The 22,119-nt window shown below is 65.0% G+C and carries 23 protein-coding genes; 8 read left to right on the forward strand and 15 right to left on the reverse strand.

Features of this window, described 5'->3' with window-relative positions:
* Nucleotides 1–289: 289 nt before the first annotated feature.
* Entirely contained in the window at nucleotides 290–763 is a 474-nt protein-coding gene (locus F0L46_RS14890; protein ID WP_149818899.1) for a hypothetical protein, read from the forward strand.
* 5 nt (nucleotides 764–768) lie between these two features.
* Here F0L46_RS14890 and F0L46_RS14895 read toward each other — a convergent pair whose 3' ends face one another.
* A complete protein-coding gene (locus F0L46_RS14895) occupies nucleotides 769–1,173 on the reverse strand; it encodes a zinc ribbon domain-containing protein (RefSeq protein ID WP_149818901.1) in 405 nt (134 codons plus the stop codon).
* A 306-nt stretch (nucleotides 1,174–1,479) separates the two neighbouring features.
* On the opposite strand from F0L46_RS14895, the gene F0L46_RS14900 reads away from it, so the two are divergent.
* Nucleotides 1,480–2,538, forward strand: a complete 1,059-nt coding sequence (locus F0L46_RS14900; RefSeq protein WP_149818903.1) for a ParA family protein — start codon at nucleotides 1,480–1,482, stop codon at nucleotides 2,536–2,538.
* Nucleotides 2,538–3,140, forward strand: a complete 603-nt coding sequence (locus F0L46_RS14905) for a HEPN domain-containing protein (RefSeq protein ID WP_149818905.1) — start codon at nucleotides 2,538–2,540, stop codon at nucleotides 3,138–3,140. Before F0L46_RS14900 ends, F0L46_RS14905 begins: the two co-directional genes overlap by 1 nt.
* Nucleotides 3,141–3,174: 34 nt before the next feature.
* On the opposite strand, the gene F0L46_RS14910 is transcribed toward F0L46_RS14905, so the two are convergent.
* Nucleotides 3,175–3,972 (reverse strand): hypothetical protein, encoded by a 798-nt coding sequence (locus tag F0L46_RS14910; RefSeq protein WP_149818907.1) that lies wholly within the window; start codon nucleotides 3,970–3,972, stop codon nucleotides 3,175–3,177.
* A gap of 159 nt (nucleotides 3,973–4,131) precedes the next feature.
* On the opposite strand from F0L46_RS14910, the gene F0L46_RS14915 reads away from it, so the two are divergent.
* Together F0L46_RS14915 and F0L46_RS14920 are read left to right on the forward strand one after the other, a co-directional pair.
* Nucleotides 4,132–4,389: a DUF7696 family protein gene (locus F0L46_RS14915; RefSeq protein ID WP_149818909.1), complete on the forward strand. Its 258-nt coding sequence runs from the start codon at nucleotides 4,132–4,134 to the stop codon at nucleotides 4,387–4,389.
* Entirely contained in the window at nucleotides 4,386–4,670 is a 285-nt protein-coding gene (locus F0L46_RS14920) for a helix-turn-helix domain-containing protein (protein WP_149818911.1), read from the forward strand. Before F0L46_RS14915 ends, F0L46_RS14920 begins: the two co-directional genes overlap by 4 nt.
* 28 nt (nucleotides 4,671–4,698) lie before the next feature.
* Here the strand turns inward: F0L46_RS14920 and F0L46_RS14925 are convergent, their stop codons facing one another.
* The 12 genes from F0L46_RS14925 to F0L46_RS14980 form a co-directional block, all read right to left on the reverse strand.
* Entirely contained in the window at nucleotides 4,699–5,136 is a 438-nt protein-coding gene (locus F0L46_RS14925; protein ID WP_188311975.1) for a zinc ribbon domain-containing protein, read from the reverse strand.
* A 250-nt stretch (nucleotides 5,137–5,386) separates the two neighbouring features.
* Nucleotides 5,387–6,570, reverse strand: a protein-coding gene (locus tag F0L46_RS14930) for an IS3 family transposase (protein ID WP_149818915.1) whose coding sequence is annotated in 2 segments (ribosomal slippage) — nucleotides 5,387–6,306 and nucleotides 6,306–6,570 — 1,185 coding nt in all. Because the reading frame shifts where the segments join, the coding sequence is not laid out codon by codon here.
* Between the two features lie 424 nt (nucleotides 6,571–6,994).
* The gene (locus F0L46_RS14935) at nucleotides 6,995–8,179 is read right to left on the reverse strand and encodes an MFS transporter (protein ID WP_188311976.1); all 1,185 of its coding nucleotides are present in this window, start codon (nucleotides 8,177–8,179) and stop codon (nucleotides 6,995–6,997) included.
* A gap of 396 nt (nucleotides 8,180–8,575) precedes the next feature.
* Nucleotides 8,576–10,219 (reverse strand): recombinase family protein, encoded by a 1,644-nt coding sequence (locus F0L46_RS14940; RefSeq protein ID WP_149818919.1) that lies wholly within the window; start codon nucleotides 10,217–10,219, stop codon nucleotides 8,576–8,578.
* Complete coding sequence (locus F0L46_RS14945) at nucleotides 10,212–10,781, reverse strand: DUF2924 domain-containing protein (protein ID WP_149818921.1); 570 nt, start codon at nucleotides 10,779–10,781, stop codon at nucleotides 10,212–10,214. The genes F0L46_RS14940 and F0L46_RS14945 overlap by 8 nt, the downstream gene beginning before the upstream one ends.
* A gap of 5 nt (nucleotides 10,782–10,786) precedes the next feature.
* Nucleotides 10,787–11,359 carry a DUF3489 domain-containing protein gene (locus tag F0L46_RS14950; RefSeq protein WP_149818923.1) on the reverse strand — a complete coding sequence of 191 codons (573 nt, stop codon included), beginning with the start codon at nucleotides 11,357–11,359 and terminating at the stop codon, nucleotides 10,787–10,789.
* Between the two features lie 310 nt (nucleotides 11,360–11,669).
* The gene (gene terL / locus F0L46_RS14955; RefSeq protein ID WP_149818925.1) at nucleotides 11,670–13,103 is read right to left on the reverse strand and encodes a phage terminase large subunit; all 1,434 of its coding nucleotides are present in this window, start codon (nucleotides 13,101–13,103) and stop codon (nucleotides 11,670–11,672) included.
* Nucleotides 13,096–13,539 carry a DUF5681 domain-containing protein gene (locus F0L46_RS26890; protein WP_240540006.1) on the reverse strand — a complete coding sequence of 148 codons (444 nt, stop codon included), beginning with the start codon at nucleotides 13,537–13,539 and terminating at the stop codon, nucleotides 13,096–13,098. Before F0L46_RS26890 ends, terL begins: the two co-directional genes overlap by 8 nt.
* Nucleotides 13,529–14,914 carry a site-specific DNA-methyltransferase gene (locus tag F0L46_RS14965; RefSeq protein WP_306461774.1) on the reverse strand — a complete coding sequence of 462 codons (1,386 nt, stop codon included), beginning with the start codon at nucleotides 14,912–14,914 and terminating at the stop codon, nucleotides 13,529–13,531. The genes F0L46_RS26890 and F0L46_RS14965 overlap by 11 nt, the downstream gene beginning before the upstream one ends.
* Before the next feature lie 591 nt (nucleotides 14,915–15,505).
* A complete protein-coding gene (locus tag F0L46_RS14970; protein ID WP_149818931.1) occupies nucleotides 15,506–16,660 on the reverse strand; it encodes a M20 aminoacylase family protein in 1,155 nt (384 codons plus the stop codon).
* On the reverse strand, nucleotides 16,650–17,906 hold the full coding sequence (locus F0L46_RS14975; protein ID WP_149818933.1) for a Zn-dependent hydrolase: 1,257 nt from the start codon (nucleotides 17,904–17,906) through the stop codon (nucleotides 16,650–16,652). Before F0L46_RS14975 ends, F0L46_RS14970 begins: the two co-directional genes overlap by 11 nt.
* Nucleotides 17,903–19,120 (reverse strand): diaminopropionate ammonia-lyase, encoded by a 1,218-nt coding sequence (locus F0L46_RS14980; protein ID WP_149818935.1) that lies wholly within the window; start codon nucleotides 19,118–19,120, stop codon nucleotides 17,903–17,905. Before F0L46_RS14980 ends, F0L46_RS14975 begins: the two co-directional genes overlap by 4 nt.
* 83 nt (nucleotides 19,121–19,203) lie before the next feature.
* Here F0L46_RS14980 and F0L46_RS14985 point away from each other — a divergent pair, with 83 nt between their 5' ends.
* The 3 genes from F0L46_RS14985 to F0L46_RS14995 all read left to right on the forward strand — a co-directional run bounded on the left by F0L46_RS14985 (nucleotide 19,204) and on the right by F0L46_RS14995 (nucleotide 20,886).
* Nucleotides 19,204–19,755: an Lrp/AsnC family transcriptional regulator gene (locus F0L46_RS14985; RefSeq protein WP_438646683.1), complete on the forward strand. Its 552-nt coding sequence runs from the start codon at nucleotides 19,204–19,206 to the stop codon at nucleotides 19,753–19,755.
* A 30-nt stretch (nucleotides 19,756–19,785) separates the two neighbouring features.
* Nucleotides 19,786–20,079, forward strand: coding sequence for a DUF1330 domain-containing protein (locus F0L46_RS14990; protein WP_149818939.1), 294 nt, complete (start codon nucleotides 19,786–19,788; stop codon nucleotides 20,077–20,079).
* 597 nt (nucleotides 20,080–20,676) lie between these two features.
* Nucleotides 20,677–20,886 (forward strand): hypervirulence associated TUDOR domain-containing protein, encoded by a 210-nt coding sequence (locus F0L46_RS14995; RefSeq protein ID WP_149818941.1) that lies wholly within the window; start codon nucleotides 20,677–20,679, stop codon nucleotides 20,884–20,886.
* A 189-nt stretch (nucleotides 20,887–21,075) separates the two neighbouring features.
* On the opposite strand, the gene F0L46_RS15000 is transcribed toward F0L46_RS14995, so the two are convergent.
* Nucleotides 21,076–21,999 carry a manganese catalase family protein gene (locus tag F0L46_RS15000; RefSeq protein WP_149818943.1) on the reverse strand — a complete coding sequence of 308 codons (924 nt, stop codon included), beginning with the start codon at nucleotides 21,997–21,999 and terminating at the stop codon, nucleotides 21,076–21,078.
* Nucleotides 22,000–22,119: the final 120 nt, after the last annotated feature.

A 22,119-nucleotide genomic window follows, 5' to 3' on the forward strand; every position in this document is an offset into this window, starting at 1 on the left:
CTCCGCGGCCATCCAGGCGGATAGCGTCGAGCATGGTCGCATCGGCTCGCAAAGGCGCTCCGCGGGCTCCAGATCCCGGTTGATGTCTATCAGCTCCGGGCGTTCGACGACCTCGAACCATCTTCGGAGGGGCTCGTCGTCGCGACGTTTCTCCAGGAGACCGATTGATCGATCTGAACATGCTTGGGCTGTGCGACGGCGAAATTGCCGCTTTCCACGCCCCGTGGGCCCATTCTCGGTGTGCCGGCGCTCCGGTACGATCCGCGTGTCAGACGAGAGGTGCGGATTGATGCCTAATCTCGAGGTGCGGCGGTACACTCACCCGAAGGGCTGCATTCTTGTCATCCCGATCCTCATGCGGCGTGACGAACGGATGCTGAAGTGGATGCGCGGCTCTCAGCGGTGGGGTGCGTGCTGGGCCGGGATAGGATTGTGGGTCCCGGAAACGTGCGCGGATCGCTTGAGCGCGATGCTCCCGCAGCTCGAGGATTGGGCGGACGAGATTGGAGGCCCGCTTACCCACGAGGGCGGGTTCGTCTTTGCGCATCGCCCGCATCAGTGGGTGGCGGGCATCACGCCCTGCGGACGTATGGCGAAACAGTGGGTGCCTTGGATCGATGCTTCCAAAGAGATCATCGAACAAATCGGAGCGGATGCTCAGCTGACGTGGGCAGGCTACGAGGTCATTCTGCACGCGGCTGACGAGACAACCCTGGCGGCCGTCCAACTTGTGTTGCCGCCGCGGCCCCGCATTGGTCTCTGACCTATCTAGGCCCGCCGGTAGTCCTCGACTTCGCAGCGCGACCTCGTCGCCTGTGAATGGATGAACCCCATATTGAAGTTGCTCACCGCGAGAGAGCCGCCGGCCTGGACCCGGTCGTAGATGACACGCGTGTTGCTGTCGATCGCTGTTCCGCTCGGTGCATAGTGGATGCAGGTGATCTTCGCGTCCTTGATCGGGAAGTTGTTCCGGTTGGAGATGACAAAGCTCGCCTCCATCACGGAGCCGAACGCCTCCTTCGACCACCTGAAACTACCCACCGTCACAGCCTCGTCGACAGCTTTGGCTGCGGAGGTACTCGCGGTCGACGAACCTTTGTCAGCCGGGGAGAATAGGTTGACGAACACGACCAGCCCGACGAGGCCGCCGATACCCTTAGCGATCTTACCCATGTGCCACATCCTTCAGAGTGACGCCACTCTAAGATGTGCGGCTTAAAACCTCGTGAAACCAGAGGCGACAATGCGGTAGGTCGGTTGTGGTGATGAGCTTGGTCGAGCGAACATTCGCCCGGCACTGAGCGGCTATGCCCGCTTAGGCCTACGCTGAATCAGCGTCCGGCCGCGCTGCGTAGGTCTGGCACCGTGGGCAGCGAGGGGATTAACGCATCATCGCCCGAATGGAGTCGCTTGCTATGCCGAGCAGGCTTCCGTTCAACCACATCTGAGTGGTAAACGGCTGCAAACGGGAGCGATCGCGTGGCAGTTGTCGTCAGCCTCTTCAACCACAAAGGTGGCGTTAGCAAAACGACCACGGCGTTCAATCTCGGCTGGATGCTGGCCCGAAAGGGGCAGCGGGTCATGCTGGTTGACTGCGACCCGCAGTGTAACCTGACCGGGATGGTGCTCGGGTTCGAGCGCGTTGAGGATGCAGACACCGTTCTGGCTCCCCTTGGAGGGAAGCCTCGCAATATCCGCGACGGACTAGCACCCGCGTTCGAGTCGCGGCCTTCGCTGATCCAGGCCGTCCAATGCGTCACCGTCCCAGGGAACGACAACCTGTTCCTTCTGCCTGGCCACATAGGGCTCGCGGAGTACGAGGTGACGCTCGGGATCGCGCAGGAACTCTCAGGCTCGGTGATGACGCTCCGGAACCTCCCCGGATCGCTGCGATACCTGATCGACAAGACCGCTGGCGAGAATGGTATCGACATCGTTCTTATCGACATGAGCCCCAGCCTGGGAGCCGTAAATCAAAACCTTCTTACGACGAGCGATTATTTCATCGTTCCTATGCACCCAGACTACTTCTCGATGATGGCGATTGAGTCGCTATCGTCTGTTTTACCGAAGTGGCGTGCATGGTCGGAGGCAGCAAAGAGTTTGCCCATTCTGAAGCAAGCTGAATACCCATTCCCCGAGATCTCGCCCAAGTTCATGGGTTATGTGGTGCAGAAATACCGTCCGCGCGGTAATTCTGTCCCCTCGCAGGCCTTTCAGCAATGGATCGACCAGATTGAGAATGGCGTGCGAGATCGGCTGATTCCTGCCCTCGAAAAAGCTGGCATGATGCTCGATGAGGGAACTTACGCAGCTGCGGGCTTCAATCCTAGCGAACCGATGCTTCAGATGTCGGATTTCAACTCCCTGATCGCCCGGTCGCAGGAACACCAGGTTCCGGTGTTCGAGCTCACTGACGCTCAGATCGAGCAGGTTGGCGTTGTTCTTGGAACAACGAAGGAGTCCATGGAGCGCTTCAAAACGCTTTTCGCAAATGCCGCCGATCGCGTCATAAGCATCATTTCTAGCTCTCTATAATGAAATCTGCATACAACGTCTTCTGCGCGAACCTCGATAGAGTTCGAGCCATTCACGCTCTGCACCTGGTTTTCTCGAATTCAGTCACGAGTGTGGTCGACCTGAGCGACATTCTACGGTCCGAGATGGTCCTGATTGTCAGCGCCCTCGACCACTTCGTGCACGAGATCACGCGCACTGGCATGCTCGAGATATGGGCGGGTGCGCGTGCCCCAGCTGGCACGTTCGAGAATTTTACGCTGACGATGACTAGCGCTCAGCAGATCAAGGCCGGAGCGAGCGGAGAGTCGCTTTTAGAAGTAGAGATCCGAAATCGACATGGCCACCTGTCGTTTCAGCACCCGGACAAGATTGCTGACGCGATCCGGAACTTCTCGAGTGTCAAACTGTGGGATGGAGTCTCAACGATCCTGGGTCGCACCCCACAAGATGTCAAAGCGCAGCTGAAGCTGATCGTGGAACGACGTAATAAGATCGCCCACGAGGCTGACATCGACCCGTCGTTTCCTGGCCAACGTTGGCCGATCACCAGGGCTGACGTTGAGGACGCGCTTTCGTTCGTTAGCGACCTGGGCCGGGTTATCCTCCAAGTCGTGAAATAAGCGCTTTGGCAGAGTAGTGCCTACCCTCGATCGGTCACTGCCTCGACGGCACGACCGCCTCCACGGCGTCGACCAGACGCCGATACTCCGTCAACACCTCTCTGAGCGTCTCGATAACCGACCTGCCGGAGAACGGGAGAGCCAGGTCACCCGGCTGCATGAACTTCGGCGTGCGTGGAAAGTGGAGCGTGAAACTTACTGGGATCCCGATGTCGCCAACGCCCGGCGGAATCCCCTGTACCGAGGGGGCATCGGCATGTGAGCCGAACGTCGCATAATCTCCAGGCATGATACCTCTGAGAGACCCAAACCCACTCTCCGATGACGCACCCCTGAACGTTCCTGCGCTGGGAACGAGCGCGCGATGCTTGTCCAGGATGTCCAATTCATGGATGGCAGTAATCAGCTCGTTCCCGTTGAGGGTGAACGGTTGAAACTTCGCGATCTCGATGACGACTGCGTTGCCCACTCTAAGCGCGCCACTCCCCGCGAGGGTGTCCTGGAGCTTTATGACGTCCTTCGCGACGGGGAATGACACCTTCTCAAGAGTAGCTGAGTCTACTCCCTCTTTAATCGCAATCGCCTCAGTCACGAGCAGATCGAGCGAGGCGCGCAGGTTATGGATGGCGTCGCCGATGATCGATGGCCAGTGGACTGGGGGAGCTTCTAGGATCTCCATCCGCCATGTGACGGACCACGCTTCACCCGTCTCTACCGTGCGAAGATCCACTCCTCTGGCGACGTACTCGGCAACCTCACGCTCAAGCGTATCAATATGCTCGCCCGCTCGCTGCAGCTTCAGCCGCACCGCAAAGAATGGCTCGTCGTACATCTCGTCCTCCGGGCAATGACTGTGTCAAACAACGGTAGTGCGATTGCCGCATATAACGCGCCTCGCGAGTATGCAATCCCGGCGCGCGAAAGGCGGCTCCGGCGGAGTGTGGCTCCTGTGCTCTAGGCCGACGCAAGCGAATCTGGGTACGGCCTCGGGATGCGCGACAACAAAGCCTTTTCTCATCTCGCTGGCTGCGAGGTCTCAACCTGGTCTGAGGAATGGCGGCATGAGTGCGAGGTTGCCGCCGTGCTCGCCATGAGCCCAAACCAGCGCAAGTCGTTCTTCGAGGGCAACACAATGGAGGACGGGCGGAAGGAGCGCGGCGTCGTGGACATTCGAGGCCAAGCCGCTGCCGACAAGATCAAGCAGGACGTCTACCGGCTGGAGGAGTTTCGGCGGGGGAAGCGCACATGAGCGAAGCACCGTTCACCGACGTAGGCCGTCGCCTTCGCCTAATGCGCGACATCATGGGCTGGAGTCAGATGGACCTCTGCCGGATGCTGGATATCGGTCAGTCCAGGTGGTCTGCTTACGAGACTGGACGGGTTGGGATGCCCATCTATGAAGCGCGGCGTCTCAAGAGGCTCGTCCCCGGCCTCACGCTCGATTACCTCTACGAAGGCGACACAAGGCATCTGACGTTGGAGCTTGCAATGCGGCTGGGCCTGCTCGAAGGCCAGCCAGGCCGCGAGTGAGTCGCCGCCGGAGCGGGACGTCCCGCAGTTACTTCGCCTGAGGATCGACGAAGGCTTTGAACTCGTCAAAATCATTCCAGTTGTAATCACGCCCCGCAATGGTTGCCGCGATGCGCCCATCAGGATACATCACGTAAATTACACCCCGATAAGTTCGCGTGTCGTGTCTGGCACCAGTAGGCAACGGCCTCTGCTCGATTGACATAAAGTTATATCCACAGTACCTGCACACCACAGCTTCTTTTCTTATTGTCTCGGCGCATTGAGGACATTTCTTGAGATCCGCCTCATTCTGGCGAGATCTCGCGACTTCCGCCAGATCTGGTTGAACTAGAATAAATATCGCTGAAATCAATGGGCTAACTAGTATGGATATAAAGAACCATTGGGCTGAATTCCTGCCCCGCTTTTGCGCAAGCATTCCGACCGCTATAGCAAGGAGAAAGTATAATGCGATGAATTCCATGACGGCCATGCTCTTTCAGAGACGGAAGGTCAGCGTGCCGCATTCCTTATTGACGCTCAGCAGGATGCAATCCTTCATAGTCGCCATGGTTCCCGCACTGACGCGAGTAACAACTGGAGCCTTCTGGCGTCGCATGCCGGGCCTAAGGGCGGCGCTTCGCGAGATAGGATACAGCCATGCTAGAACAGCCTATGTGACCCGCGTTGACCATGCCCATGACCGGCCCCCACCGAGTGGTCCTGGTGGAATGTTAGTTCAGGGTTGGTCTTTGCGCCACGGCTAGCCGGGCCGGTGGAGCCGGCTGGGGTGGCGCAGCCGGCCAGGCGGGCTGGCGCGGCACCAGTACCTCCGGCGCAGGAGGCCGGTAGCCGAGTGACGCATGCGGGCGCACGGTGTTGAAGTGTCGTCGCCAGCTCTCGATCACGATCTGGGCCTCCCGCAAGCTGTAGAAGATCTCCCCATCCAGCCCCTCGTCCCGGAGCCGGGCGTTGAACGACTCCACGTACCCGTTCTCCCAGGGCGAGCCCGGCGCGATGTAGGCCGTCTTGGCCCCGACTGCCGTGATCCAGGCCTGAACGGACTTGGCCACGAACTCCGGCCCGTTGTCCGAACGCACATGGCCCGGCACCCCACGTAAGATGAACAGATCCGAGAGCACGTCGATCACGTCCGCAGCCTTGAGCCGGCGAGCCACCCTGATGGCGAGGCACTCGTGGGTGAACTCATCAACGACGTTGAGCATCCGGAACTTGCGGCCGTCATGGGTGCGGTCCTCGACGAAGTCGTAGGACCAGACATGGTCGCGGTGCTTGGGCCGCAGCCGCACGCACGAGCCGTCGGCCAGCCACAGCCGCCCGCGCTTGGGCTGGCGAGCCGGCACCTTGAGGCCCTCGCGTCGCCAGATTCGCTCGACCCGCTTGTCGTTCACGAGCCACCCCGCATCTTTCAGCAGCGCGCTGATCTTGCGATAGCCATACCGGCCATAACGGCGCGCCAGCTCGATCAGATCGGTGGTGAGTTGTTCCTCGTCGTCTCTGCCCCGCGGCACCTTGCGCTGTGTCGAGCGATGCTGGCCGAGCGCGCGACAGGCCCGGCGCTCGGAGACGTTCAGGGTCTGCATCACGTGCTCGACACAGGCACGTCGGCGGGCGGGGCTTAGAAGTTTCCCTTTGCGGCCTCGGCCAGGATGAGCTTGTCGAGCGTGAGATCAGCCACTGCCTTCCTGAGGCGCTGGTTCTCGAGCTCAAGCTCCTTCATGCGCCGCACCTGATCCGACTTCAGGCCGCCGTACTCTTGGCGCCAGCGGTAGTAGGTCACTTCGGTGACCCCGATCGAGCGCACGGCGTCCGCTACGCTCTGGCCTTGTGAGACCAGCACGTCCACTTGGCGCAGCTTCGCGACGATCTCCTCAGGCTTGTGTCTCTTGCGCGACATCGGTCCGTCCTCCTCTGGCTCACCGAGCCATACCTCAGGGCGGACCACTTCAAAGGGGGTGGATCAGGCGCGCCAATCCACATTGTGAGAGAGGGTTTGAAACACACTCGCGCATTGACGGTCGTGGGTGTGGTGCCGAGGGGGCGTAGAAGAGCAGCGGGAAAATTGCCTCTTATCACTGCGGCTCTCTGCGCACCGCCAAGGTTCTGCTCTTCGGCGTAGCGCCGACGACAGCTCTTGGCACAACCGTGAACCTCCACCTGGTACCGGGAACGTCCGGTTACAGGGAGCGCCCCTGTCGGTGCCAATGACCGGCTTGGGCGCGGAGCGGAAGGGCGGTCGCTGGCAATGGAGCGTTGTAGGGTCACTTCTGAGCGGTTCCATAATGGCGCTTTCGCGAATGAGGTCGCCTGGCCGCACGTTCTCATTTCGATAGCGATGTCTCGGCCGGAGAAGGCTGGAGCCTCCGAAACAAGAGCGTCAGAGGCGCAACGCTCATAAAGAGCGCCGGCCCAACCAGCACCGGAGCCACCGCGCCGAACTGGTTTCGCAACGCCCCAAGGAGCATGGGCCCAGCGACCATCACCAGGTTGTATACAGTCATGAACACACCGAAACCGACAGCACGGGTCTCTGGCCGCAGCACCCGGCCTGGCATGGCCAGGAGGGCACCAGGAGGGGGGCCAAGCAAGCAGCCGATGATCAGTGCGAAGACAATCGCAGCTGCGGGCGCAAACGGCAGGCCCACCATGACAAGGCCAGCTGCAACTGAGAACAGCATGACCCCGGTGTCCGGTCGCCCACTCTGTTGAAGGCGGTGCCCGCCCAGAGGCATCGAGACAATCATCACCCACAACACGAGACTGGTCGCGAATGCAGCCTCGGCCAGTCCAAACCCATGCTCTGCCAGGAACTGAGGAACGAAGCTGAAATAAGCGAGCAGCGCGAGATTGAACGTGCCCCAGGCAAACCCCGCAACGATGACTGGTCGCATCTGCTCGCGCGGGGGGAGGGCAAACATGGAAGGTTTGGGAAGCCCTGAAGCTGGAGCCAGCTGAGGCGACGAGGATGCCGGCGGCGCTCGATAAAATGCAGCAATCAAGGCAAGAGCTATGAGACACGCTGCTGCGGAGAGATACATCACCCAGGGCCAGCCTTGAGCCTGGGCCAATGGTGCGTAGGCCAAAAGTCCGGCGGCGATGCCCAACGGCCAGCTGGTCAGGAGGATGGACATGGCGGTGACCATCCCCTTCTCGGCAAACCAGTCAGTTGTCATCTTGGTGACGGCAAGCCCCAGGAAAACGCCACCAATCCCGCTGATCAGGCGGCCCGCGAGCAACGAGGCATAGCCCTCACCGAGGCCCATAACTGCCCCACCAAGCACCATAAGACCAAGGCCGGTGCAGCAGAGGGGTTTGTCGCCGAAGCGCCGCACGAGCAGGCCGCCTGGGAACGCGAGCAACACCCCAGGAAGTGTATAGAGGCCGATCAGCGTTCCGATCTCAGCAAAGCCGATCCCAAGGCGATCTGTGAGGAAGGGGGCGGCAGAGGCGATTGTCTGGAACTGAAACCCGAGCGCGGTCCGCGCCCCGAAGAGGACGGCGAGCATGCGCCAACGGGTCTCCGGCATCGGATCACCTCTGGTATGTCGCACGATTCAATACCACGCCAGACGACGTTCACAGAGCGCAGAGTGAGGCTCGGGTCAGCTTGGTTCAAATTGAGCATGCCCCATGCGAATCCGGCGCACGCTGGTTCAGGAGATGGCACCTTCCAGCTCAAACTGAACCGGCCAACCGTGAACCGCCCAAGTCAGACCTGGCGAGCGTCGACGCGAAAAAGCCCGGCGCTGCGTTGGTTGCTGCTGCCGGGCTTTTGGCCCCCTACGACGCTGTGTGATGTCCGCGCATCCCCGATTGCCTCGCACCGCCACGCGGCAGGGCTCATACCCTCTCCAACCGAGACCGCGGCTCGATCATAGGACAGCAGGTTACAGTCGGCTGGATCAGGCGCTGACGATGTCAAACAACGATCGAAGCGTCATCTCGGGCGGCTGTTCCCCAACCAAGATGGCCTGCGTCAGGTCACGCGGCAGGAAAGCGAGCGGGACGACACGCGCGACGTAGCGCTCGTCCGTATCGTAGGCCCGGGCCAGATCGCGCATCGTCGCATACCGACATGCCACGAGGTCACCCCACCAGCGGTACGCCTGCGCCAGCGCCTTCGTGAGCGCAGGATCGGCCACCCGGGACGGCCGATCGCCCTCGATCACCAGCCGCGCCTCGTGCCCACGCTGGCGCACAGCCAGAGCTCGCACGACGGCGATGGCGCCCTTATCACCATCCTCATCTGTGCAGCCGAAGGCGGCTCGTCGCAACACGAGCGTGATCGCGTCAGCTCTGATGCCGACATGATCGACAAGTGCCAGCAGCGCCGCCCGATGCCGCGTCGGGTCGGAGCCGGCCAGCTCCGCCCGGAGCTCCGCGGCGCGGGTTAGGACACGCTGATGCTCATGGAGGCTGCCCCCGGTACCTAACCTCTCCGACAGGCCATGCTCGTCCGAGAGGTAGGCGGTCAGGATCCGCTCGACTGCTCCCTCGATCTCGGCCGCGGGCAGGCGCCACACCGTGCCCTGCCCTCCTTGCTGCTGCCCCCGCGCACCAGCTCGCGACGAGCTGACATAGTAGCGGTACCGCTGCCCGCCCTTGCTGGCATGAACCGCTCGCAATGCCCGCCCTGTCTCGTCGCGCAGCAAGCCCGCGAGCGGGCTCGGGTTGCCGGCCCGCGTGCCAAGCCGCCGCTCGTGCCCGTTTGCCCGCAAGCCTGCCTGCACCGCAACCCAGGTCTCGTCCGAGACGATGGCTGGGTGCTGACCCGCGTACACCTGACCCTTGTGGCGGATACGCCCGGCATAAAGTGGGTTCGAGAGGATGCGGTAGAGATGCCCGCGCGAGAACGCCACCCCACCCCGATTGCGCCGGCTCGCGCCCGCCCGCACCTTCGTGCGCAGGCCAAGCGCCTCCAGCTCGGCTGCGAGCGCGTCGACGCTGCGCAGCGCAAGGTAGCGCTCGTAGATGACCCGCACCGTGGTAGCCTCGGCCTCGTTGACTACGAGCGTGCGCCCGGCGGCCTCGTAGCCGAGCGGCACGAGGCCGCCCATCCACAGTCCCTTGCGCTTGCTGGCCGCGATCTTGTCGCGGATGCGCTCGCCCGTGACCTCCCGCTCGAACTGCGCGAACGAGAGCAGCACATTAAGGGTCAGCCGTCCCATGCTGGAGGTCGTGTTGAAGGCCTGCGTCACCGACACGAAGCTCACGCCGGCGCGGTCGAACACCTCGACGATCCGGGCAAAGTCGGTCAGCGAGCGCGTGAGCCGGTCCACCTTGTAGACCACCACTACGTCGATGCGCCCGGCCGCGACATCGGCCAACAGCGCCGTGAGGCCCGGCCGGTCCATGCTGCCACCCGAGTAGCCACCATCGTCGTAGCGGCCAGGCAGCACGCGCCAGCCCTCGTGCCTCTGCGAGAGGACATAGGCCTCGCACGCCTCGCGTTGCGCCTGGAGCGAGTTGAAGTCCTGCTCCAGCCCCTCCTCGCTCGATTTGCGGGTGTAGACGGCACACCGCAGTTCCCGGACACGCTCACGCATGAGCCGCCCTCCCCTGCCCGCGTGCACCGGTCTGGGCGTCAGTTCGACGTGCGCTCGCGTGCCGGGGCACCCTGCCCTTTTCAGGCTTGCCGCAGCCCGGCACCTTACCGGACCTGTTCTTCAGCCCAAAGAAGGTCCAGCCGTTCCAGCGTGTGCCGGTGATGAGCCGCGCGATCTCTGACAGCGAGCCGTAGCGCTCACCGTTCCACACGAAGCCGTCTGTCTCGACCGCCACCTCGTGCACCCTCCCCTGCCACTCGCGCAGTAGCCGCGTACCCATCTTGAGCTTGCGAGCAGGTGCTGCTTTCGCGGGAGCGGCCCCTTTCGGGACGATGCCGGCCATCAGTGCCTCAAGGTGCTTGCAGCTTGCTGCATCGAGCCCGCCATCCTGGTGCTCGCGCTCGGCATGGGCGACGGCACGGGCCATAAGCTCGCGTCGCATATACTTCGGCAGCGGCACGCCCTTGTGCGCCAGCCAGCGTGCTTTCAGCTCGTCGAGGGAGAGGTGCCGCAGCACCTCCACCTCGCGCTCGTGCTCCTGAAGAGAGGGGGGGAGCTGCATCGTGCTCACCCCTCGCTTGCGGCCGCCGAGGCGGGCTCGATGTGGTAGAATGACTGGCCCGCCTCGTTGGTGCTGCGGGTGATCGCATGCCCGTCCTGGCGCAGACCGGTCAGGGCCGCTCGGGTGGTGTGGGGCAGCCACCCCGTCGCACTGGCCAGGTCGGCAAGCGTCGCACCCTCCGGCCGGCAGAGCAGGTCGAGAACGAGGGCGCGCTTCGTACCGGCTCTCGCCGCAGAGGGCGCGGTCCGCTCCGTGCCCCGGGCGCGGCCGCTCTCCTCACAGCTCGGGAAAGCACAGTCCAGGCCACCCGCGCCGGCGTGCCCCTCACCCTCGCTGAGCGCGATCGCGCCAAGGCCTGCCGCGGTGATACGCAGGCCCACGGGCCGGCCCGCCTCATCCTCACGCCAGGCCGGGGCTTGGGCGCTCACTGGAACCTCGGCGAGAAGGTCTGCCTCGAGCAGAGCGGCCATAGCCTTGCTGGCCGATGCCGCCGCGACCGTCTCAGGCGGCGCGACCAAGCCGTCGTCGCGCTGCGAGGCGGCCGAGAGAAGAACAAGGTGGGTATCGTTGAGCTTCATGGGTGTGCCCTGTTGCGGTGTGCGACGGCCCATCGCCGTCACTGCCGCAAGCCCCGCAGCAACGCGAGGCCAGGAGCACCATCCTCCCTTCAGGGTGTGACCGACCCACCCTCGAACCGGTCAGATCAACTCGTTGCGTTTCTGATCCCTCGATTCCCTGTCGACCTGCACACCGCCGCTGAGAAGCATGATTACCCTGTCGGGCTCTTTGCGCGCCGGCGTTTGCAGCAATGCTTGCTGCAGCGCCTAAGTCCAGCCGAAGACGCGACCACCTCTGTCTAGCTCGCCGCCTGCCGGCACCGAGACGCGGTCACGCTCGGCGGATCCGTTGCGGCCGCTTGATGGTCTGCGGGCGTTGCGGCTCGACCGGAGTGCGGGCTGTCAGATAGCGCAGTGCTTGGCTTGTCGAGTCCACCTGGTCGTCGTGCCGGCCGGTGGGGAAGGCGAGCAGCTCGGACAGGTACCCGCCCAGCCACGGCGTCTCGCGCGGTATACGAACCTGCCCCGCCTCGAACCGTGCCGCCTGCGCGAGAAGCCGTGCCTGCTTGTCGAAGCGGGCTGGTTGCAGAATGGGATATAGCTCGCCCGTTCGCCGCAGGTCCTGCACGAGTGCTCGCCCGAGCTCCGTGTCCTCAATGATCGTGACGTCAGCCCGGTGCTCGCGGGCAAGTCCCACGATGTGCCGGCGCAGATCCGGCACCTCCCAGCGCCCCCGCACCACGTCGAGCAAGTAGTACTCCTGCCCGACAGCGCCCCACACTGTGCCCACCGACCAGTCCGAGGCCTCGCCAATCGTGGAGGCTGTGTCCCAGGACGTGACCACAAGGTCGAACTCATGGGGACGTTCATCATAGTGGCGCAGCCACTCACGCCGGATCACGTTGCCCCCGGCTGGCATGGGGTTCTGCTGGTACTGGGCCGAGAAGTTCAGCGTGCCCAGATTGCGCCGCAGCCGCTCGAGCACCTCGGCCGGTTCGCGACCGGGGTGGAGGAGATCGCCAGCCCGGCGGTGGTAAACATCATCGGCGTCCGGGCCGATGCGGTAGGCGGTGTCCTCGACCGCGATGGCCGGGATCGAGATCACCTCCCAGTCCTCCTTAGCGAGCACGTGCCCAACGAGGTCGTCCTCATGCAGGCGCTGCATGACGATAACGATGGCTCCGTTCACCTTGTCGTCAAGGCGGCTATAGAGCGTGTTGTCGTAGAACTCCGTCACTTTGCGCCGTTCGGCCGCCGAGAGCGCGGCCGCCAAGCCTTTGATCGGGTCGTCGACCACGATGAGATCTGCGCCCCGCCCGAGGATCGGACCCGTCACCGAACCGGCAAGCCGGTAGCCCCGCCGGGTGGTCGCGACCTCGTTGGCGCGGGCGGCCGCGATCTGGAAGGCAGGGAAGAGCTCACCGAACCAGGGACTCTCGAGGACGGTACGCGTATCGAGGCCGAGCTTGCGCGAGAGCTCGGCCGCGTAGGAGACCGCCATGACGCGCTTGTGCGGGGCATGGCCCATCACCCAGGCCGTGAAGGCGACCGAGACGGTGATCGACTTCATCGAGCGCGGGGGCACGTTGATGATGAGCCGCCGGCACTCGCCTCGCCACACGCGCGTGAGCGCGTGGGCAATGGCGTGGATGTGCCAGTTGTCGTGGTAGGCCGTGCCGGGCTCGAGGGTGTTGAAGCACTTCTCGACAAAGGCGGCGAGGTCGGAGCGCAGGATGGCCTGCAGGAAGCGGCGGCGGTCACTCATCGTCGCCTTCCCTGGTGTCGCCCTCAACGTCCGTTCCGCCACCCCGGCGGGCGAGGAAGCGGGCAATGATGGCCTCGTCCCCTGGTTCGGCCGGGGTCTCCGGCCCGTCCTGGGGACACGGCGCACCGGGGATGTTGTCGTTGTCGACGAGCCCGATCAGGAGCCGCATCGCCGCCATGTTGCCCTTAACGGCAAGATTGAAGAGCTGCTGCACGACGACCTCGTGCCCCGCTGCGTGGACACGCCGACCATCCCGCATGAACGGCATCGACGTGTCGAGGAGACGGTGGGCCGCCTCTCGTAGCCCTCCGCTCTCGCCTGCGGGGGGTGGCTGCTTGCGGGGACGCCCACGCGGGTTGCCCGAGCGGCCCTTCTGGAAGCGCGAGTGGTCCGGAGGACGGCAGTAGCCGACCTTGTAATCCGGTTCACGCGTCATGGCGGGCCTCCCCTGCCTGGGTTGGCGCCGCACCGGCCCGTTCGGCCGCGACCGCAGCAAAGGTCTGGCCTGTCGTGGCGTGACGTGCCTCAAGGCCTGTGAGAGCCTGCCAGCGACGCACGACGACGTCGACATAGAGCGGATCGAGCTCGAGGAGACGAGCACGGCGCCGGGTCTTCTGGGCGGCAATCAGCGTGGTGCCGCTGCCGCCGAACGGATCGAGCACGAGGCTACCCGGCTTGGAGCAGTCCTTGATCGCGTCCATCACGAGCGCGCAGGGCTTCACCGTCGGGTGGGCCGACAGTTCTTCCATACGCCCGCGCCGGAAGGTGTTCACGCCCGCATAGGTCCACACGTTCGTGCGGTAGCGGCCGTACTTGCCGAGCTGGACGTTGTTGACATGCGGCGCCCTCCCCTTCTTCCACACCGGGATGAGCTCGTGCTGGGAGCGGTAAAGCGAGCCCATACCGCCGTTGGTCTTGGCCCAAACCAGGATGTTCTTGAGCTCGTCGTAGACCGCATGCCCCGCCTCAAGCATCTCGTGCAGGTGGGCCCAGTCGATGCAGGTGAAGTGGATCGAGCCGTCGCTCGAGGCGTCTGCCATGCACGCGAACACGTCACGCAGGAAGGCGATGAACTGGGGCTTTGACATCTCGCCGGAGGCCATGGCGAACTCGCGATGTTTCGTGCGGCCGAGCCCGCCGACATGACCGTCCACGGCGACATTGTAGGGCGGGTCGGTGAACACGAGGGCGGCGAGTTCGCCGGCCATAAGAGCAGCATAGTCCGCTGGGTTGCGGGCGTCGCCGCAGCGTGCGGCGTGGTCGCCCATCTGCCACGTGTCGCCGAGCCGTGTGACCGCTGTCCCCTCAGGGATGGCGGGAAGCTCGTCGAGCGGATCGGGCCTGCCCGCCTTGGCTGTCGCCGGGCCGTCGACGATGAGCTCGATCTCGGGCGTCTCGAAGCCGGTGATCTCGGGCAAGTCGAGATCGATCGCGGCAAGGTCGATGAACTCGAGGCGCAGGATCTCTTCGTCCCAGCCGGCGAGCTCGGCGAGGCGGTTATCGGCAATGCGGTAGGCGCGTCGGTCGGCCTCGCTCATGTGGTCGAGGCAGATGGTGGGCACCTCGGCAAGGCCGATCTCCTGCGCGGCAGCGAGGCGTCCATGGCCGGCGATGATCTCACCGGCAGCGTCAATTAGGATCGGGCTGACAAAGCCGAACTGGCGCAAGCTGGCAGCGATCTTATGGACCTGGCGCTTGGAGTGGGTGCGGGCGTTGCGCGCTGAGGGCAGGAGCGTAGCAAGCGGACGATAGACGACCTTGAGGGATGGGGTCGTACTGGTCCCAGCCGAGTGACCTTCGGCGATACCCAGCGGCGTGGACGCGCAGGGCGACGCTGATACGGGACGGGTACGTTGACGAATGGTGGGAGTAGTCATCGTTGATCTCCTGAGTGGAGACCGACGTCAGACCGGCAACCCTTCACCCCCGCCGTCCAGCCTTACGACTGGATCGACAGTTTGCGGTGATGGTGTTGCCCCCGTGTGGGATCTACTCCGTAGGCCACCGGCCATGTTCATCGGCCGGGGTTTGTCGCACGCCTGCGACAGCTGGCAGATGGCCCCGATGTCAGGCTTCCGCAACCTAGCACCGCGGATTTTTGTCATGAGCATCGGCCATGCGGTCAAAATGCCACAGTGGAGCGGAATGACCTCGATCACGGCTGAGCCGGTCGCTGGCATTCCCCTCAAGCCACCGGTCTAACCTGCACCCGCCTCCAAATGGACCGCTGCCCAGCAAAGATTAACTTGCCGCCTAAAGGCAGACCTTCTGCTCAGCGCCCATTCCAGTCGTTGAGATTGGCCAAGGTATTTCCGGTAAGCGGATCTCTCGGGCGCCATTCGAAAGGTCGGGGTTGCGCCATACTCGACATCTGACGGCAGTTATGAACCAGTCTTTCCGGCCTAGAGCAGGCGCTGGCGGACGATGGCGGCGTGGAAGCGAGTTCCGTGGATGAGCCCGTCGTCGTTGAAGTCGTAGTTGGGATTGTGCAGCGGCGCCGAACCCTCGCCGTTGCCGACGAAGGCGAAGCAGCCCGGCACAAGCTCCAAGAAGCGGGCGAAATCCTCCGAGCCCGTCATCGGCTCGCTGGCCGTCGCGACATGGCTCGGCTCGAAGACGGCGCGAGCCGCCGCGAAGGCTTCCTCGACCAGGGCGGCATCGTTCAGGAGAGGCACGAACTCGCGAGTGTAGGTCACGTCCGCCGCCACGTTGTACGTGAGCGCTGTCCCCTGCGCCACGATCGGCATCTGCCGCTCGATCTCGGCGCTCACCTCCGGCCGGAAGCTGCGGGCGTCGCCCAGGATGCGGGCAAGTCCGGGAAGTGCGTTGCGCGTGCCGTCCGTGATCAGCTCGGTGACCGAGATCACGCCGATGTCGGTGGGGCTCAGGCGGCGCGACACGATGGTTTGGAGGTTCATCACCGTCGAGCAGGCCGCGACGAGGACCTCGTTGCCCCAGTGCGGGCGGGCCGCATGCCCGCCGACACCCGTGAGCACGATCTCAAAGTTGTCCTCCGCCGACATGATCGGCCCGACCCGTGTCTCGAAGTGCCCGACGGGCAAGCCCGGCACGTTGTGCAGGCCATAGATCTCCTCGAAGGGGAAGCGCTCCATCAACCCGTCGGCCAGCATGGCGAGCGCGCCTCGGCCCCACTCCTCCGCGGGCTGGAAGACGAAGCGCACCGTGCCGTCGAAGCCGCCCCCCTCGGCCAGCAGCTTCGCCGCCCCGAGCAGCATCGCGGTGTGGCCGTCATGCCCGCAGGCATGCATCGTCCCGGGGTTCAGCGAACGGTGGGCGTGCGTGCCCTGCTCGGCGATGCGCAAGGCGTCCATGTCGGCCCGGAGCGCGATGGCCCGGTTACCGGTGCCACGCCTGAGCGTGCCGACCACCCCGGTGCCGCCCACGCCCTCCGCCACGTCGTCGAGGCCGAACTCCCGCAGCTTGGCGGCGACGAAGGCGCTGGTGCGCTTCTCCTCAAAGCCAAATTCCGGGTGAGCGTGGAGGTCGCGACGCCAGGTCGTCATCTCCCGTTCGAGGGCATCGAGATCAGCGGTCATCGGTCTCTCCTGTCTCGCCAGCGAGGCGCGCGACGACGTCCAGCAGGACGTTGGCTCCCGCGATGAGGTTCCGGTCGTGCGTGAGTTCGCGCGGATTGTGGCGGATCCCGTCGACGCTCGGCACGAAGATCATGGCCGACGGCGCGATGCGGGCGATCATCTGGGCGTCGTGCCCTGCGCCCGAGCTCATCCGCCGCGAGGCGAGCCCACGCGCCTGGGCGGTGTCCTCCACCAGCGCCACGATCCGGCGGTCGAAGATCACCGGCTCGAACCGCGCCAGCCGCTCGACCGAGATCGTGACGTCCTCCGCCGCCGCGAGCTCCTCCAGATAGGCGGCCAGCGCCGCCTCCTCGGCCGCAAGCCGCCCCTCGTCAGGGTCGCGCAGGTCGACCGTGAACACGGCCCGGGCGGGGATGACGTTGATCGCGTTCGGCTCGAAGCTCATGCAGCCCACCGTGGCCACGGTCGGCGCGTTCGCGCTCTTGGCCCGGTCGCGCAGGAAGGTGACCACGCGGGCCGCGGCGTGCCCGGCATCGCGGCGCATCGCCATGGGCGTCGTGCCGGCGTGATTGGCCTCGCCCTCGATGGTGATCCGCTGCCAGGAGATGCCCTGCAGGGTCTCGACCGTCCCGACGGTGACGCCCTCGCGGTCCAGCAGCGGCCCCTGCTCGACATGCAGCTCGACATAGGCGTGCGGTCGCAAGAAACCCGGCTCCTCGGAACCCGCGTAACCGATGCGCGCCAGCTCCGCCCCGAGCTCAGTGCCGTCCGTGCCGATGGTCGCCAGCGCCTCGTCGACCGGGAGCCCGCCGGCATGGACGAGGGAGCCCATCATATCGGGGGCGTAGCGCACGCCCTCCTCGTTGGTGAAGGCGGCGACCGCGATTGGGCGGGCGGGGACGAAGCCGGCGGTCCTGAGCGTCTGGATCACCTCCAGTCCGGCCAGCACGCCGTAGCACCCGTCATAGATACCGGCGTCGATCACCGTGTCGATGTGCGAGCCGACGAGGACGGGAGCCTTGTCGCCATGGCGGGTCTCGCGCCAGATCCCGAAGACGTTGCCCACGCGGTCGACCGCGAGATCGAGGCCGGCCTCGCGGATCCATTGGACCAGGGTGTCGCGCCCTGCCTTGTCGGCATCGGATGCCGCGAGCCGGATCAGCCTGCCGGCATCATCGCGCCCCACCTGCCCGAGCGCCCGGATCCAGGCGAGGAGCCGCTGACCGTCGATAGAGGGCCGGCTCATGCGGCGGCTCCCGCGTCGATGGCGGGCTCGGGCCGGACGTCGCCCGGACGCAACCCGACCAGCTCGGCATAGCGCTCCGGATCGGTCGCGCCTTCCGTGTTGACGACGACGACCCGGGACGTCCCGTCGAGACGCAGCGCGGCCCGGATCGCGGGATCCGTGGCCGCGCGAACGACGCCGGCGAGACCCGCGCCACCGCTCTCGCCGGCCACGATGGCCGGGTCGCCCCCTCGCGGGCGGGCGAGCCGGTTCATTACGGTGACCGCGTCCTCCTCGTCGACGGTCATGAAAGCGTCCGCGACGCGCGATAGGACATTCCAGGCCACGAGCGATGGCTCGTAGCATTCGAGCATGGCCATGACCGTCGGCTCGCCGTGCTCGACCCTCACCGGGTGACCCGCCCGGGCGGTCTCGAACAAGCAAGCCGCGCGCGCCGGATCGACGACCACGAAGGCGGGGCGGCGTTCGCCCAGCGCGAGGGCGAGGTGGCCCGCGACGGCAGCTGCGACGCCCCCGACCCCGGACTGCACGAACACGTGGGTCGGGGGCTCGGGCAACTGACGCAGGAACTCACGCACCATGGCGGTGTAGCCCTGCATCACCAGCCCGGGGATGCGCTCGTAGCCCGGCCACGACGTGTCCGAGACGACGGTCCAGCCGTTTTCTGCCGAGACCCGGGCCGCCTCGGCGACCGAGTCGTCGTAGGTCCCCTCGACGCGGATCATCCGGGCGCCGTAGCGGGCGATGGCCGCCACGCGGCCGTCGGTGACACCGGCATGGACGAAGATCACGGACGCGGCCCCGACGAGCTCGGCCCCCTGCGCGACGGAGCGCCCATGGTTGCCGTCCGTCGCGCAGGCGAAGGTCATCCCGGCCGCGAGGGCGCGGACCGCGGGCGTCCGCAGCTCAGCGACGTCGACCCGCCGCCCGAGCTGGCGGCCCGCCTCCTCCAGGACCAGGCAGGCCACCGCATAGGCGCCACCCAGGGCCTTGAAGCTGCCGAGCCCGAGCCGGAAGCCCTCGTCCTTGACGTGGACGGTGCTAACCCCGAGTTCGCCCGCGAGCGCTCCGAGCGTGTGAAGGGGTGTCGGAGCGTGGTTGTCGCGATAGATGAGGTGCCGCTCGACTTCGATGGCCGCGTCCAAGCCAAGGGCCTCGGCATCGCGCGGGTCGAGGGCGGTCCGGTAGTCGGGATGTCGATTGGGCAGGAACATCGTCGTCCTCGGATAAGCGACGGGAGGATATTGCACCCGCAGCGAGAAAGGGGCTCTCATTGGCGCTGCCCGATGCAAGTTCGTTGCGCCACGAGGAGGGTCTCCTGGCCGATCCGTCACGTCCGCCCCTCGACGCCTTCGACTTGGCTATTCTGGGCATCCTGCAGCGGGACGCGTCCACGCCGCAGCGGGTGATCGGCGAGGCGGTGAACCTGTCCGCGGCGGCGGTCCAGCGCCGTATCCGGCGAATGGAGCGAGCCGGGGTCATCCAGGCGAACGTCGCCGTGATCGATCCAGCCCGTGTCGGGCACGCCCTCACGATCTTCGTCGAGGTCGAACTGATCAGCGAGACGGCGGAGCAGATCGATGCCGTTAAGCGCGAGTTCGCCTCCCGGCCGGAGGTGCAGCAGTGCTACTACGTCACCGGCGAGGCGGACTTCGTCCTGGTCGTCGTCGTGCCGAGCATGGGCGCTTACGAGGCGCTCACCCGCCGCCTGTTCTTCGGGAACAGCAACGTGAAGCGGTTCCGCACCTTCGTCGCCATGGACCGCGTCAAGGTCGGGCTGACAGTCCCGTTGTCCCATCCCAACGAGGCTCAAGGGCAGAGCCCATACGGAGCTACAGGTCTGACGTAGCGATACCCAGGGTAAGGCAGGGAGAGGACGATGTCGAAAGGCTACTGGATTGCCCGCATCGAGGTGAACGACCCTGAGCGCTACGGTGCCTACACGAGAGCACTCCCAGCTCACATCGAGCGGTTCGGCGGGCGCTTCCTGGTCGTGGGCGGTCACTTCGAGGCAGTCGAGGGCGAATCGAGACCGCGCAACGTCGTAATTGAGTTCGACAGCTATGAGACAGCCCACGCCTGTTGGCATGGCCCGGATTACGCCGAGGTGGCGCGGCTGCGCGAGGGAGCCGCAACGGTCGACGTCGTCATCGTCGAGGGCGCTGGCCCTTAGCTGGGGTAAGCCCTGGCGCGATGAACTAAGCTGGAATGCAACGAGCCATTGCTCCAGGGCGAACGGGGCCCTGGTGCGGCCACCTCGGGATCTTGCCTGTACGGACGGGGGCTGATCGAAACCGCCAGTCGGGCGCCTGCGTCGTTAAGCAGGCGCGGGCACGAACGCTGGCCAGAGTACATCCGTCCTAGCCGGGGGTTCATCGAGGGGCCGATGACGCCCGCCGCCTCGAAGGCCGCCAATGTCGGCTTTCGATGTTTGGGCACCGGAAGTTGCCATTCCGTTTCCGTCCAAGAACGCCCGTTCCGCTTCGCGCCCATACCGGTCATTCAGGTCTGGTCGCCGCACGCTCGGAAGCGGACATCGGGTATACCAATCGGCTGGTCGTGGTCGCGCCAAGAACGCGCGTTCGGCTTCGCACCCGCTCCGGACAATGGTCATCGTCCGATACGCGTCAAACCCGCCCGCTCGGCAACTCCCAGAACCAAGTAGACATGGCCTGCGAGCGGCGGTCTGACGCGGCCAGGAACGGGGGAGCGGGTTGCGGTTCCGAAGGAGGGGCGGTGCGAGGCACCGCATCACCCGCAGGAGACCGCGATGGCAAAATCGTTGAAGAGCGGCGACAAGGTTGCCTGGGACTCGTCGGGCGGCCACAGCGTCGGCCACGTAGTGAGGAAGCAGACCACGCCCACCAAGATCAAGGGGCACAAGGTTGCGGCTTCAAAGGACGATCCACAGTACATCGTCAAGAGCAACAGGTCGGGCAAGGAGGCCGCCCACAAGGCATCCGAGCTGAAGAAAGCCTGAGCGAGCGGCCCTTGCCGCGCAGAGACGCCGGCCGTGGGTAGAGCGCTGGGATGGCTAGATCACGGCGGTTCGGTTGCCCCCTTCCGACCATCTGAAGCTCTGAGCCCACCTTACCCTTCGGGCTGACGGGGTCAGAGCTTCTTGGGTTGGGCTACTGTGCTACTGCGACGCCTTTAGGCTCACGTGCTGCTAGCGTGCGGCCTTCGTGAGCTTCTCGGCGATCTCGAACATCTCCTCGGGTGCGTAATCAGGCGTGAAGGCCGATGGCACGCCCGTGAGCTGGTGGATCTTGCCGCCGTCCGGCATGCCTTCGACCACCTCCAGTTCACCAGGCGGGTCGCCAGGGAGCGCCATCTCGCCGCCACCCCAGATGCCAGCCATCTCCTTGTAGTCGCCAGGGCTGAAGGTGTAGAGCCGGCGATGCGACCCCTCCGCGAGGTACTTCTGGCATTCCGGGATCTTGTCGAGGTTGATGTTGGGCGTCGGCAGCATCTTCTCGATCTCCACACCGGTGATCTGCTTCAGCGCCAACGCGTAGGCATGGGCGTGCACCGAGCCGCGCACCAAAAGATAGCCGCACACCTCGCGCCCCGTCGGGTCGGTCAGCGTCTCGTAGACGCGAAGCTTGTGCAGCCGAGCGCCACATTCGAGGTGGAAGTTGTGCAGGAGGTCGGTGACGACGTTGCCGCTGGTGGTCACGAAGTCGTTATTCCAGGGTGAGCCGTTGCTGTTGATTGGTGTCGCGCCGCCCCCGTGCGAGAGGAAGGCCGCCGCAAGGCGGATGTCCTTCATGTCGGCGAAGGGCGCGTCCGAGATGTCGCCCCCGTCCGCTTCGTCACCGTCATTGTCGGGGCCGTTGGCGAGCATCGCTACGCCGTTGCTCACGAGCTCGACATGCCCGAGCTCCTCGGCTGTGATGCTGGCCACGAGGCTGTAGAAGGGGCGCAGCTTGCTCTTGGAGCGGAAGTTGAAGCTCTGGAACATGTAGTTGCCCAGGGTAGACATCTCGCCATACTTGCCGCCGAGCAACTCCTGGAGGGCGGCCGCGGCATTCGGATCCTTGCGCTTGGGGGCCGGGAGCTCGGCTTGCAGCTTGTCGACTCGCATGAACATGGGCGTGTCCTCCCTTGGGGTATCGACCGCAACATTCCGTGCGGCGCAGGGTTCCAGGCGAGCCGGCTTGCCGGAGCACCGCACAATGGGCGAGCAGCCCCGCGCTAGAGCATTGTTGCA

Source organism: Salinarimonas soli (assembly GCF_008386575.1).
In the GTDB taxonomy this organism is placed as follows: Bacteria; Pseudomonadota; Alphaproteobacteria; order Rhizobiales; family Beijerinckiaceae; genus Salinarimonas_A; species Salinarimonas_A soli.